Source organism: Vibrio sp. A1-b2 (assembly GCF_021726015.1).
Classification (GTDB): Bacteria; Pseudomonadota; Gammaproteobacteria; order Enterobacterales; family Vibrionaceae; genus Vibrio; species Vibrio diazotrophicus.
Genome location: NZ_JAKKCI010000005.1, coordinates 144,551 through 159,073 on the forward strand (window position 1 = coordinate 144,551; position 14,523 = coordinate 159,073).

General features: G+C 45.9%; 9 protein-coding genes. 5 read left to right on the forward strand and 4 right to left on the reverse strand.

What is annotated here, in order from left to right:
* Nucleotides 1-101: 101 nt before the first annotated feature.
* From acnB to hrpB, 4 genes are all read right to left on the reverse strand, one after another.
* On the reverse strand, nucleotides 102-2,699 hold the full coding sequence (acnB, locus tag L3V23_RS13215; RefSeq protein WP_102954102.1) for a bifunctional aconitate hydratase 2/2-methylisocitrate dehydratase: 2,598 nt from the start codon (nucleotides 2,697-2,699) through the stop codon (nucleotides 102-104).
* Between the two features lie 243 nt (nucleotides 2,700-2,942).
* A complete protein-coding gene (locus L3V23_RS13220) occupies nucleotides 2,943-5,168 on the reverse strand; it encodes a patatin-like phospholipase family protein (RefSeq protein ID WP_237292418.1) in 2,226 nt (741 codons plus the stop codon).
* Nucleotides 5,169-5,309: 141 nt separating this feature from the next.
* Nucleotides 5,310-7,670 (reverse strand): penicillin-binding protein 1B, encoded by a 2,361-nt coding sequence (gene mrcB, locus L3V23_RS13225; protein WP_102966208.1) that lies wholly within the window; start codon nucleotides 7,668-7,670, stop codon nucleotides 5,310-5,312.
* Nucleotides 7,667-10,150 carry an ATP-dependent helicase HrpB gene (gene hrpB, locus L3V23_RS13230; RefSeq protein WP_102966207.1) on the reverse strand — a complete coding sequence of 828 codons (2,484 nt, stop codon included), beginning with the start codon at nucleotides 10,148-10,150 and terminating at the stop codon, nucleotides 7,667-7,669. Before hrpB ends, mrcB begins: the two co-directional genes overlap by 4 nt.
* A gap of 74 nt (nucleotides 10,151-10,224) precedes the next feature.
* Here hrpB and sfsA point away from each other — a divergent pair, with 74 nt between their 5' ends.
* The 5 genes from sfsA (at nucleotide 10,225) to folK (ending at nucleotide 14,516) form a co-directional block, all read left to right on the forward strand.
* Entirely contained in the window at nucleotides 10,225-10,980 is a 756-nt protein-coding gene (gene sfsA / locus L3V23_RS13235) for a DNA/RNA nuclease SfsA (RefSeq protein WP_042484484.1), read from the forward strand.
* A 125-nt stretch (nucleotides 10,981-11,105) separates the two neighbouring features.
* The gene (gene dksA, locus L3V23_RS13240; RefSeq protein ID WP_042484487.1) at nucleotides 11,106-11,552 is read left to right on the forward strand and encodes an RNA polymerase-binding protein DksA; all 447 of its coding nucleotides are present in this window, start codon (nucleotides 11,106-11,108) and stop codon (nucleotides 11,550-11,552) included.
* Nucleotides 11,553-11,695: 143 nt separating this feature from the next.
* Nucleotides 11,696-12,586, forward strand: coding sequence for a tRNA glutamyl-Q(34) synthetase GluQRS (gene gluQRS, locus L3V23_RS13245; RefSeq protein ID WP_102966206.1), 891 nt, complete (start codon nucleotides 11,696-11,698; stop codon nucleotides 12,584-12,586).
* An 89-nt stretch (nucleotides 12,587-12,675) separates the two neighbouring features.
* Nucleotides 12,676-14,037, forward strand: a complete 1,362-nt coding sequence (gene pcnB / locus L3V23_RS13250; protein ID WP_102966205.1) for a polynucleotide adenylyltransferase PcnB — start codon at nucleotides 12,676-12,678, stop codon at nucleotides 14,035-14,037.
* Nucleotides 14,034-14,516 (forward strand): 2-amino-4-hydroxy-6-hydroxymethyldihydropteridine diphosphokinase, encoded by a 483-nt coding sequence (gene folK, locus L3V23_RS13255; protein WP_102966204.1) that lies wholly within the window; start codon nucleotides 14,034-14,036, stop codon nucleotides 14,514-14,516. The genes pcnB and folK overlap by 4 nt, the downstream gene beginning before the upstream one ends.
* Nucleotides 14,517-14,523: the final 7 nt, after the last annotated feature.

Below are 14,523 nucleotides of genomic sequence, written 5' to 3' on the forward strand. Positions count from 1 at the left end.
ACAAGTGCCCATCTTTATCACTGCCATCCGCTTTGAATTGATAATAAAAAACCGCCGATTTTCATCAGCGGTTTTAATCATTATAGTTTCACCAAGGTTACTTATGCTGGCTCTTGGAAAATTACCGTGTCAGCTTTCTTGGTGTAATCCGCCATGCGGTGGAAGTTTAGGTAACGGTATGTATCCGCAGCAGTTGCGTTAATTTGATCTGCGTATTGTAGGTACTCTTCTTTAGTCGGGATACGACCTAGAATTGCACCAACAGCCGCAAGTTCTGCTGAAGATAGATACACGTTTGCACCAGTACCGAGACGGTTCGGGAAGTTACGTGTTGACGTAGACATTACCGTTGATTTGTCCGCTACGCGAGCTTGGTTACCCATACATAGTGAACATCCCGGAGTTTCAATACGAACCCCAGCACGGCCAAAGATACCGTAGTAACCTTCTTCAGTTAGCTGATCGCGATCCATCTTAGTTGGCGGAGCCACCCATAGACGCGTTTCTAGCTGACCATTGAACTTCTCAAGCAGTTTACCTGCCGCACGGAAGTGACCAATGTTTGTCATACATGAACCAATGAACACTTCATCGATTTGAGTGCCTTGAACGTCAGATAGAAGACGAGCATCATCTGGATCGTTTGGCGCACAAAGAATTGGTTCTTTGATGTCTGCAAGATCGATTTCGATTACGTGAGCGTACTCAGCATCTTTATCTGCACTCATTAGCTCAGGGTTTGCTAACCACTCTTGCATCGCTTTAATACGACGTTCAATCGTACGCACATCACCGTAGCCTTCAGCGATCATCCACTTAAGCATAGTAATGTTAGAGTTTAGGTACTCTTCGATTGATTCTTGAGACAGTTTCACTGTACAACCCGCTGCAGAACGTTCTGCAGAAGCATCTGAAAGTTCGAATGCCTGCTCTACCGTTAGGTGCTCAACGCCTTCAATTTCTAGTACGCGACCAGAGAATTCGTTAATCTTACCTGCTTTCTCTACAGTCAGTAGACCTTGCTTGATGCCGTAGTAAGGGATGGCATGTACTAGGTCACGTAGTGTGATACCCGGCTGCATTTCGCCTTTGAAACGAACCAAGATAGATTCTGGCATATCAAGAGGCATAACGCCTGTTGCTGCTGCAAACGCAACCAGACCAGAACCCGCAGGGAAAGAGATACCCAATGGGAAACGAGTATGTGAGTCACCACCAGTACCAACGGTATCAGGAAGCAACATACGGTTTAGCCATGAGTGGATAACACCATCACCCGGACGTAGTGATACGCCACCACGGTTCATGATGAAATCAGGCAGTGTGTGGTGAGTATTCACGTCAACTGGTTTTGGATACGCTGAAGTATGACAGAATGACTGCATCACTAAGTCAGCAGAGAAACCTAGACACGCAAGGTCTTTCAGCTCGTCACGAGTCATAGGGCCAGTCGTATCTTGAGAACCAACCGTTGTCATTTTCGGTTCACAGTAAGTACCCGGACGAATACCTTCTACGCCACACGCTTTACCTACCATTTTCTGAGCAAGCGTAAAGCCTTTGCCGCTGTCAGCTACTGGTACAGGGCGACGGAAAACGTCAGATGCGCTCAAGCCTAAAGATTGACGAGCTTTATCTGTTAAACCACGACCAACGATCAATGGGATACGACCGCCAGCACGTACTTCATCAATCAGTACGTCAGTTTTTAGTTTGAAGGTAGCCAGTACTTCACCTGTTTCGTGGTTACATACTTTGCCTTCGAATGGATAAACGTCAATTACGTCACCCATGTTCATTTTCGATACGTCAACTTCGATTGGTAGCGCGCCAGCATCTTCCATAGTGTTAAAGAAGATTGGAGCAATCTTACCGCCCAGTACATAACCACCAGCGCGTTTGTTTGGAACAAATGGGATGTCGTCACCCATGAACCAAAGCACAGAGTTAGTCGCTGATTTACGAGATGAACCCGTACCTACAACGTCACCAACGTACACTAGCTGATGGCCTTTCTCTTTAAGCGCTTCGATTTGCTTAATTGGACCAATGCTGCCTGGTTGATCAGGATTAATGCCGTCACGTTCGTTTTTCAGCATTGCTAAAGCGTGTACAGGAATATCAGGACGAGACCATGCATCTGGTGCTGGTGACAAATCATCCGTGTTTGTCTCACCTGTCACTTTAAATACAGTCAGAGTGATTTTTTCTTGTAGCGCAGGTTTAGACAGGAACCATTCTGCATCAGCCCAAGATTGAAGGACTTGTTTCGCGAATTCATTGCCTGCTTTTGCTTTCTCTTCTACATCATAGAAAGCATCAAACATAAGCAGAGTATGAGATAGAGCTTCAGCAGCAATTGATGCAAGCTCCGCATCATCAAGAAGTGAAACCAATGGCTCGATGTTGTAGCCACCTTGCATGGTGCCTAGTAGCTTTGCAGCTTTTGCACGACTGACTAGAGGAGAGGTTACATCCCCTTTCACGATAGCGGTTAGGAAACCCGCTTTTACATAAGCAGCTTCATCAACGCCCGGTGGAATACGGTTTTCAAGCAGATCAAGGATGAATTCTTCTTCACCTTGAGGGGGATTCTTTAACAGTTCAACAAGTCCAGCAACTTGCTCTGCATCTAGGGGTTTAGGTACAACTCCTTCTGCGGCACGCTCTTCGACGTGTTTACGATAGGCTTCAAGCACGACTTTTTCCTCTCATTGCGGTTCACCTAAATAATTATAAAAATGTAAGTGAACATCCTTGGAAACTTGGCTCTCCGTTGCCCTTGTTTTCATTCAAATTTGACTGAGAAACAGCGCCCTAGAGGCCAAACTGTGGGCGACAGAATAGCAAATTTAACGATAAATTAAAATCTCATCATTTTGACCAACATAGCAACTTAAGACTAAAGTTTGACGATTCTCATCATTAAACTTTGCTCTGCATTACTTAAATGTTGTTCCCAGAATCAAATATAAAGAATCAAAATTGCGCTCTGTACGTCCATAACCGAACATAATTGGCCCTATTGGTGAATCAACCCCTGCAAACACAGACGCTGCACCATACAAAGGGGCCGAATGTAGACGTAAATCAGGGTCAGACCAAACGCCTCCGTACTCTATCGACGCCCCAAGATATACCGGTGACGTGAAGAGTCCGAAATCGTTGTCAAACCAGCGATAACGGTAAATCAGGCTAGTATACGCTTTGTTTTGTCCAATCAAACTGTTACGTGGTATGCCGGATAAATTCAAGAATCCACCAATAGTTTTAGGATCAATTGGTGTGGAAGAGTTCTTACTTTTTACAATTCCGTATTCTGCATTTCCGACCAAAGTATGGCGTTTATAGCTCTCTGCGGCGACGAATTTAGACGACATTTCATACACAGTATCTTCGCCATCTTCTTCCAACACAGACGAATTAGAGTAGGAATCATCATGAGAAATGAGAAATTCCAAGTCAAAATAAATACCTTGAGTCGGCAAACTGAAACTGTCTAAGGTGTCGACCCGATAACTAGCAAATAGCCCTTGGCGTTTAAAAGAGACATCACCAACATCAGGTAAATTTGACAATTCCGCACTACCATCTGTGTAACGAATACCGATTTTCGCTTCATTCCACAATGCCGTCTGATACCCGACCGCCGCTTCTGCTACCCACTCCAAATAAGAGACAGGTACATAATTTTTACTCGCTTCTAAATTGGTATCATCAAATCCGCTAACCGGAACATTTCGCTTGTCGTTCGTGTAGCGACCTAACAGAGTAGTAAATGCTTTTTGAGTGGAGAATAAAGGAGAATAAAATTCAGCTTCAAGACGTTTATCCGTACCACCATCCAAATTAATCATCACTCCTGCACCACTAGAGTTCAGATCAGTAAAGTTAGTCGAGATACCAATCGAATATTGGCTGTCAGTGGTAAAGTCGTCTTCTAAGAAAAAGCGGAAATTGGCATAGTTTGGCCCCCACGATTTTTCTCTCACATCGACGACCAGCTCTTCATCACCCTCATTTTCTTGATATTTGTAACTGACCAGTTCAAATCTATCTAATGCATAAAGATTTTCAACGCGCGCTTCAATTTCTTCGGTCGTCAATGCTTTACCTTCTTCAAGATCCAAAAGGTTTTGCAGTAACAAATCGCTGTAATGAGTGTTGTTATGAAGAATGACTTTGTCGACAACAACTTCATCACCATGTTTCAGTTCACGTCTTCTTTCTTCTTTTTCATCAATGTATTTCTGATACTCAGCACTACTCAGTGACAAATGAGATAACGCCTGCTGATTTTCCATGGCTGCCTGATAGCCCTTTTCAAAAGCATCTGGCATACGATCAAATTCAGTGGTCTCCATCTGCCCCACTTGAGGCTTCAGAAAAACATCGTCGTCCGTCAACATATCAGCTTGGTCTTGAGTGCTGCGGCGAACAAGATAGTTTGACAGTTGATCAGCCATGGTTAAGAAGTTGGTAAAGTCTTCCTGAGCTTTGTAGTCGGTACTGATATCTACCGCGATGACAATGTCCGCGCCCATTTCTCTGGCAACATCAACCGGCATATTGTTGGTGACGCCACCGTCCACCAGCAAATGACCATCAACTTCATAAGGAGGTAGTGCGCCGGGAACGGACATACTCGCCATCATGGCGTCAACCAGATAGCCTTTATCGAGCACCACAGGTTGAAGTTCAACAATATCCGTTGCTACCGCGCGATAAGGAATGGCAAGCTGATTGAAAGATTCAAACGGAGATAAGTTCCCAGTGGTCACTCGCAGAATGCGTAACATATTCTGCCCTTGAACCACACCTTTAGGAGCGCGCACTTCCCACCAGTGGATACCCAAATCCGTTGTCAGTTGATAACGGTCTTCGTACTCTTTATCGCGCACAAGACGTTGACTACGACTTACGCGATCGCGATAACCACTGTTCCAGTCAACGCTATAAATCAGGCTTTCTATTTCAGAGGCGCTCATACCCGTGGCATACAAACCACCAACATAAGCCCCCATACTGGTGCCAGTCACAATATCGACAGGAATGTGCATTTCTTCCAGCGCCTTTAGCACACCAATATGTGCCGCGCCTTTAGCGCCACCGCCTGCGAGCACCAACGCAATCTTAGGACGCTTGGTTTGGGGCTGTTCTATTTGAATAGATTCCGTTTGTGGATTTGCGGCGTTAGCGAAAACGCTAAACGTAGCCACCACATTAGCCAAGCAGATAAAACAGAGTAACTTATAAGTCACACTACGCCCTCAATCCCTTAAAATTCAAAATACTATAAACTTCGGTCTCTACCACTGGAAGAGTTTTTTTATCCATTCCACAGGGCGATTTTCACACTGCTTTTTCCAGTCGCCATTAGGATCCCATACCGGAAGTTTAAAGTCGTTGCCACAGTCCAGAGCTAGAGCACCGCTGCTCTTGTTCGAAAAACCCACCGTGGTGACACCATTCGGCCATGGCAGGATCAGTTTCTCTGGAATCCGATACTGCAGATATTGAGCATAAACACGCAGAGCACCACTTGAGCCAGTTAAAGCTGTGGGTTTGTTGTCATCTCGTCCGAGCCAGATTGTCGTTACTTCTCGACCATCAACACCCACGAACCAGCTATCTCGGCTGTCATTACTGGTACCTGTTTTTCCTGCAAGCGCAGCCCAAGCGAACTGGTTTTGCAGGTAACGTCCTGTTCCTTCTAACACCCCACGTTTCATGGCGTATGTGGTGAGCCAAGCCGCTTGTTGATCGACAGCTTGATACACTTTAGGAATCGACTGGTATAGCACATTGCCTTCTAAATCCAATACCGAACGTAGCGCAGACATCGGTGCTCTTTTGCCAGAGTTGGTTAACGTCTGATACATCTGTGCCACCTGATAAGGTGAGAGCGAGAATGAACCAAGTAACATCGATGGCACAGGGCGAATTTCACTTTTATCGACGCCCAGTTGCTGCAAGGTATCTGAAACCTTATCGATACCCAGAGACATCCCCAATTGCACCGTTGGCACGTTCAAAGATTTAGCCAGAGCCATATATAAAGGCACATCACCTCTGTATTGGCGGTCAAAGTTTCTTGGGCTCCAGACGCTGCCTTCACTGCCTTTTAATGAGATTGGTTTATCCACTAAGGTAGTCGCTAAGTTGTATTTTTCAGGTTGAGCCAATGCGGTGAGATAAACCGCTGGTTTCACCAGAGATCCAATCGGTCTTCGCGCATTAAGCGCACGGTTGAACCCTTCATAGCCCGCTCGTTTACCGCCCACCATTGCGCGAATTTCACCACTATGACGGTCAACGGCAATCGCTGCGGCTTCCAAATCTTTGCCTGCCGTTTTTTCTAACTCTGGAACTTTATTCGCGATCGCTTGTTCCAGTTTGGCTTGCGATACAGGGTCAAGAGAAGTGAAAACACGCAATCCTGAATCTGATTTAAAATCACGTCCCAGTTTTTCATTCAGTTCAATAGAAAGCTGCTGGAAATAGGCAGGCTGACGGCTGGCAATGCGCGCCACTTTTTGCACATCTAACGGACGTGTCACCGCTTGCTCGTACTGCTTAGCGGTTAGGATGTCTTGATCCATCATCAGACGCAGAACCAAGTCTCGACGCTCTTTTGCTCTTTCTGGATAACGCATTGGGTTGTAATAGGAAGGACCTTTAACCATACCCACCAGCAGTGCCAGTTGATCAATGCGCAGTTCTTGTAGCGGCTGCCCAAAATAAAGGCGAGACGCCAGACCAAAACCATGCACGCCTTCTTTACCATTCTGACCTAAATACACTTCGTTCAGATACGCTTCCAGAATGCGGTCTTTGCTGTAACGGTAATCAATGATCAGCGCCATGTACGCTTCACGCAGCTTACGCCACAAGGTTCTGTCGCTGGACAAGAAGATATTTTTGGCTAACTGCTGAGTCAGAGTACTGCCACCTTGTACTGTACGACCCGCTTTGAGGTTTACCATCATCGCTCGCGCAATAGCCAATGGAGAGACGCCATCGTGTTGATAGAAGTGTCTATCTTCGGTAATCAACAGTGCATCGATCATCACTTCTGGGAACTGCTCGCGACGTAAAAACAGACGCTGTTCTTGAACATCTTTCTCAAGCATCCCAAGCATCTTTGGTTCTAAGCGCAGATAGCCAAGATCGCCCTTTTGCTCCAATGACTGGATACGCTGTACACCGTTTTCATCGAAATTGATCATAACGTGACGATCTGGCTCTGGTCCGTCAGAGAACTCAAACGGACGACGAATCATTTCAATACGTGTTGAAGACGCGGAATACTCGCCAGCATATCTTGGGTTAGCGACTTTTCTGTAGTTCAGTACATCAAGCTCATTACGAAGCTCTTTAATACTTAAATTGTCTCCGGGTGCAATCTCCAGAATTCTGGCGTAAACAACCGTAGGCAAATCAAATAGCTGCCCTTCAAAGCGGTGCTTAATCACGCTGTCGAGATAAATACCGGCAAAGATCAACAAAGCGATGACGGCAACACCTACTTTCCAGCCAATCCCCCACAACCGCTTTAACCAAGACTTAGGGCGGTTCGGTTTGTTTGACGGAGTGCGAGATCTTGAAGACGGTTTAGCCGACGTTTTTCTTTTACTTTCCGATTTCGGGTTACTGCGTTTATTTGTCATGAATTCAATTGTCGTTTTGTTTTAGTTGTTGCAACGTGATTTGCAGGGTCATCTGGCCAAACATGTTTCGGGTACCGGCCTTTCATCTCTTTTTGCACTTCTTTATATGCACCAGCCCAAAAGCCAGCGAGATCGCGCGTCACCTGTAATGGTCTTTGCGCTGGTGACAGAAGTTCCATCACGATCGCTTGACGCCCTTTGGCAATAACGGGTGACGTTTTTTCGCCAAATACTTCCTGCATTCGAACCGATAACACCGGCTCTTTACCACATTGATAACGTATTCTCTTATGTGTTCCGGTTGGCAATACATGGTCAACCGGCAACCATTCATCTATCTGCTGATTGAGCGGCCACCCCAGCCGAGCATTAAGTGCTTCAATAAGCGGTACTTTCTGCAAAGCTTTCACTGAGGTAATGCCAATCAAGTAAGGCTCTAACCACTCTCTTAGATCGCTTAATAAGCTTGCGTCATCCATTGCTGGCCACTCTTCATCATCTAGCCATTCAATGCCACAGCGCACTCGTTCCAACCACTGTACGGTTTGTTCGCTCCAGTTTAAAACCGAAAGACCTTTACGCTCGACATAATTAAGCAAGGCTTGCGTCATTTTTTGTTTATCAGGTTCAGGTAAGGCCCGACGTCGAATAACGACGTCACCCAAACAGCAACGCTCTTCGGCGACAAGTCTCCCGGCTTTTTCATCCCAATCCACATTTTCACTGGTGGCAAATAAAAAGCCAAACTGAGATTCCAAAGCATCGATATCCAGATCCAGTGCGCAAAAGATCCGGCTGGACTGGCTTATTTGGTTTGAAGAACCCAGCGAACGCATAAGATCAAGGGCGACCACATAATCACATCCCGCCAAAGGTTGTGACTCATCGATAAAAGCACCATGTCCGTTTGCCAGCAAAAACTGACCATATCCCTGACCTCGCTTCTGAGCAATACGGTCTGGAAAAGCTAAACAAGCGACCAGAGGCAACAATGAACTCTTTACCTGACTAAGAGAAAAAACGGCATCCAGCTTATTGGCTAAGGTGTTCGCTCTTTGCGCCATTTGTTTAGATTTAGGATGACTTCCCAGTTGCCAGCGATGCAAACTGTGTTGCAAATCGAGTATCTGTCTTTCAGGCTCTTCAAGCAGCGCGGCTAATGCTACTGCGCTATTGAAAAGTGCGGGATTCTCGTTTTCCACTTTTAGCAACATGGCTGCAATTCGGGGTTCAACACCCAAGCGATGCGCCTCTTTACCCATTGCTGTTAACTGATTTTGCTTATCCATCAGCCCTAAAGATTGCAACAGTGATGAAGCCTGATTCATCGCCGAAGCCGGCGGTAAATCTAACCATTGCAGCTCATTGGCGTTTTTAACACCCCATTGAGCCAGTTCCAGCATCAGCGGTGCTAGGTCACTTTGCAGAATTTCCGGCGCTGAAACTTTCGGCTGCTGATTAAACTGGGCTTCACTATATAAACGGACGCAAATACCCGCCTCTAGTCGACCTGCACGACCAGCGCGCTGCTCAGCGGACGATTGGGCAATCCTAACCTGTTCTAAGCGGGTAATTCCGGTTTTCAAATCAAAACGTGCCACGCGTTCCAAACCAGAATCCACCACTATGCGGATACCTTCAATGGTCAGTGATGTCTCAGCAATGTTGGTAGCCAGAACCACTTTACGCTTTCCTTGCGGTGCAGCTGAGATCGCCTTTTGCTGTTCAGCAAAACTCATCTGTCCGTAAATCGGGCAAACATCAACATCACTTGGAAGATCACTGAGTTGATCAGCTAACGCGGTGATGCTGGCAGCACCCGGCAAAAAAGCGAGCAGAGAACCTTGTTCGTTAGACATTAAGGTTCTGATTTGTTTTGCCATTGCAGGAACCAAAGGCTCGTTAACGCCGATGGGTTGATAACGAACATCGATGGGATAACCGCGACCTTGTGACTCAACATATTCCGCTAAAGGTAATAACTGTTGCAGAGCCGCTTGATCTAACGTCGCGGACATCACGATGATTTTAAGATCGTCGCGAAGCACGGATTGCACTTCTAAACTCAGCGCCAAAGCCGTATCAGCGTGAATGCTCCGCTCGTGGAATTCATCAAAGATCAATGCGCCGATGCCATCCAACTCTGGATCGTTTTGAATCATGCGCGTCATTATGCCTTCAGTCACCACTTCCAAGCGGGTATCACTGCTGACCTTTGTTTCTCCTCTCACCCGATAACCGACAGTTTTCCCGACTGACTCACCCAGTTGTTGAGACAGGTAACGAGCAATATTTCTCGCCGCCAATCGTCTGGGTTCAAGCATGATAATTTTCCCGTCGACTAAACCAGAATTGAGTAACGCGAGTGGAAAATAAGTCGACTTACCCGCACCGGGAGCCGCTTTTAAAATCAGTTGGGGAGAATGCTCAACACCTGCAAGCAAATCAGGTATTACTGCGAGAATCGGCAGCTGTGACAAGAGAATGTCCTTATGTTTAAATATCCCAGATTAACAACCAAAGCATTGTACATAAAAACAGTACAGGGATCTCGATGCAATTTACACCAGCGCTTGAACGCGCCACATTAATTAAACGCTACAAACGATTTCTGGCGGATGTTGAGTTAAAAGATGGAAAGCAAATCACTATTCATTGTGCCAATACCGGTGCGATGACGGGGTGTGCTGAACCCGGAAACCAAGTTTGGTATTCAACCTCCGATAATCTTAAGCGCAAGTATCCTAATAGTTGGGAACTGACAGAAACAGCACAAGGCCATCGAATTTGCATCAACACCGCGCGAGCAAACCAACTTGCGGTCGAAGCAATCCAAAACGGAACAATTAAAGAACTGCAAGGTTATGAGCAATTACGCACAGAAGTTAAATATGGTGCTGAAAATAGTCGCATTGATATCTTGCTCTGTAGCGAATCTAAACCAAACTGTTATGTAGAAGTGAAAAGCGTGACTCTTTTGGATGAGCGCAATATCGAGACAGGGGAAGAGAATCAAAGGGTTGGACAAGGCTATTTCCCCGATGCCGTTACCACTCGTGGGCAAAAACATTTACGAGAGTTGTCGGAAATGGCACAAAATGGGAGCAGAGCCATACTTTTGTTCACTGTTTTACATTCGGGGATTGAAAAAGTCTCACCAGCTCGCCATATAGACGCGAACTATTCACAATTGTTAACAATGGCACAAGAAGCGGGCGTGGAAGTTCTGTGCTACAAAGCAGAACTTTCAGACAATGAAATACAACTTGTATCGGCAGTCGAATTTTCCCATCAATCGTCAAAAAATTGATGAAACCTCCACATTGACGATAACTTTGTAAAACAGTGTTTGCCTCAGTAACTTCTTTTTGCTATAGATACCCGCCTTAAATTGACTGCGATAGCAGTTGACTAGGTGTTAGTAGGAGATGCTGTATGCCAGAATCCAAAAAGAAAACGCTAGGCATCCTAGCCATTGCAGGTGTTGAGCCATACCAAGAAAAAGCCGGTGAAGAGTACATGTCACCAGAGCAAGTGGCTCATTTTACGAAAATTTTACAAGCTTGGCGCAACCAGCTCAGGGAAGAAGTTGATCGCACTGTTCACCATATGCAGGACGAAGCGGCAAACTTTCCAGACCCTGTTGACCGTGCTTCTCAAGAAGAAGAGTTTAGCCTAGAACTTCGCAATCGTGACCGTGAACGTCGTTTGATTAAGAAGATTGAAAAGACACTCGACAAACTAAAAGAAGATGACTTCGGCTTCTGTGAGTCTTGTGGTGTTGAAATCGGCATTCGTCGCTTGGAAGCTCGTCCTACTGCTGATCTTTGTATCGACTGTAAAACGCTTGCAGAAATCAAAGAAAAACAGATGATGGGTTAACCCCAACAGATGTCACGAAGGGAGCAATTGCTCCCTTTTTGTTTTGCTATTTTTTCACAAATGTCACTAAAGATAGCCAATAACAGCATAAAGTTTGATACTTACACTTCTTCTATCCATTTTGTTAAGCAAATATAGGCATTATGAGTTACGTTGGTCGTTTCGCCCCTTCTCCTTCTGGGCCATTACACTTTGGTTCATTAGTCGCCGCTTTAGGCAGTTACTTCCAAGCCAAATCGAAACTTGGCCAGTGGTTAGTAAGAATTGAAGACCTCGATCCGCCAAGAGAAATGCCCGGCGCCGCCAGCCTTATATTAAAAGCAATAGAGGCGTATGGATTAGAGTGGGATGGAGAGGTTGTTTATCAGAGTCAGCGCCACCATTTATATCAACAGCAAATCGAGCAATGGCTCGCATCTGGCCAAGCTTACTTTTGCCAATGCACGCGTAAACAAATTAAAGCAGCGGGTGACTTCTATCTTGGAACATGCCGAGGTAAAGGGTTAACAAACCGCTCTGAATGCTCAGTGCGACTACGCATGGATCATCCGGTTGCGTCATTCATCGACCTGAAACACGGTGAGATGACAATACCAGAAGCACTAAGCAGAGAAGATTTCATTATTAAGCGTCGAGATGGTTTGTACGCTTATAACTTAGCAGTAGTGATTGATGACATTGACCAAGGCGTCACAGAGGTTGTACGAGGCGCAGATCTGATTGAGCCAACAGGCCGTCAAATCAGCTTGTATAAAACGCTCAACCAAGCACCGGTAAGCTATCTGCATTTGCCGCTTGCAATGGACATCAACGGCAATAAGTTATCCAAACAAAACCATGCAACAGCGATCGATCCTAACACCCCTAAACCAACGCTAATAAAAGCGATGCAGTTTTTAGGGTTTAAACTCCCCAAGGAAATCGCTGATGGTCGAATTGATGAGATCATCCATTGGGGAACAAAGAATTGGCATATTGAGCAGCTTCCACAGCAGATCGAGATCACACCAAGATTCTCAAATGACGCCTTGTAAGCTATTATTAGCCGCAAATCCAGCCAGTTTGGGTTGTAATCTAAAAGATGAACAACACAAAAGGCAACACCAATCATTGTAAAAAATACATGAATAACAACGACTTAAAAGAAAGCGAACATCACATATATCCAAGCTTAGCTTTGAATATCGTCACGCGCCAAGAACACAACATTTCGCGTAAGCAGATTAGCGATAACGCGTTAAAGGTGTTGTATCGTCTTCAGGGTGCGGGTTTTGACGCCTACCTAGTCGGTGGTGGTGTTCGAGATTTATTACTCGAAGAAGTACCAAAAGATTTCGATATCGCTACCAATGCAACGCCAGAAGAAATTCGTCAGTTGTTCCGCAACTGTCGTTTGATTGGTCGCCGTTTCCGACTTGCACATATCATGTTTGGACGTGACATCATTGAAGTTGCCACTTTCCGTGGTCATCATCAGGAGACAAACAAACAGCTGGCTGTGCAGTCAGAAGCTGGTATGCTGCTGCGTGATAACGTCTACGGCACCATTGATGAAGATGCAGAACGCCGTGACTTCACTATCAACGCTATGTATTACAACATCGCTGACTACTCTATCCATGACTACGCTGGTGGCATGGAAGATCTTGAAGATAGGCTAGTTCGTCTTATCGGTGATCCGGAAACTCGTTACCGCGAAGATCCTGTGCGTATGCTTCGCGCGGTTCGTTTTGCTGTAAAACTGGATTTCGATATTGAAGAAGATACCGCAGCGCCAATTGAAGATTTGGCGCCGCTATTGCGTGACGTTCCTGCCGCTCGTCTCTATGAAGAGATGCTGAAAATGCTGCAATCAGGACACGGTTTGGAAACGTACCACTTAATGCGTGAGTACAACCTGTTCCAACAAGTGTTCCCGACCATAGCGCGTCATTTCACCGAAGATTATTCATCACAGGCAGAGCACATGCTCGACTTAGTGCTTGATTCGACGGATCTGCGTATTGAAGAAGGCAAACGCATTAACCCTGCCTTTATGTTTGCCGCAATCTTCTGGTATCCGATGGTTAAACTCGCAGAAGAGATGATGGAAAGCCATAACCTCAACTTCTACGATGCGGTAATGGAAGCAAGCAACAAGATTCTTGATGAAGTGGTTAAGTCGATTGCGATTCCTCGCCGTCACACCGCCACTATGCGTGAAATCTGGCAGCTACAGTTACGTCTACCTCGTCGTAACGGTAAACGTGCTTTCCGTTTGATGGAACTGAATAAATTCCGAGCTGGTTTCGATTTCCTAGAAATGCGCGGTGAAGTCGAAGACGGTGAAGTGAAGCAACTGGCAGACTGGTGGCAAACCTTCCAAACTGCGGGTCGTACTATGCGACAAGCAATGGTGGCTGATTTAGACAGCGTTGCTAAACCTTCTGGTACTCGTCGCCGTCGTCCATCGACACGCAAGAAAAAGAGCAAACCAGCATCATGACAGTAGCGTATATCGCAGTAGGCAGTAATCTCAGCGATCCTGTGACTCAAGCCAACAATGCTATTGAAGCACTAACCAAGTTACCGAAGTCGCGTTTTATCGCGGCTTCATCACTGTACAGCAGCACACCTATGGGTCCGCAAAATCAACCCGATTACATCAACGCTGTTGTGGCAGTTGAGACAGAATTAACACCTCTTGAGCTGCTTGATTGCACTCAGGCGATTGAACAGGAACAAGGACGAGTCCGTAAAGATGAGCGTTGGGGGCCAAGAACTCTCGACCTCGACATCGTGCTTTATGGCAATGAGACCATCAATTCTGAGCGATTAACCGTACCTCACTATGGTATGCGTGTCAGAGAATTTGTCCTTTATCCACTTGCAGAAATCACACCTGAGCTGCAACTTCCTGATGGCACTTCGCTGCAAGAGTTAATTAAATCTGTTCCGCTCAATGGGCTGAGCATTTGGCGATAGCCAAGCT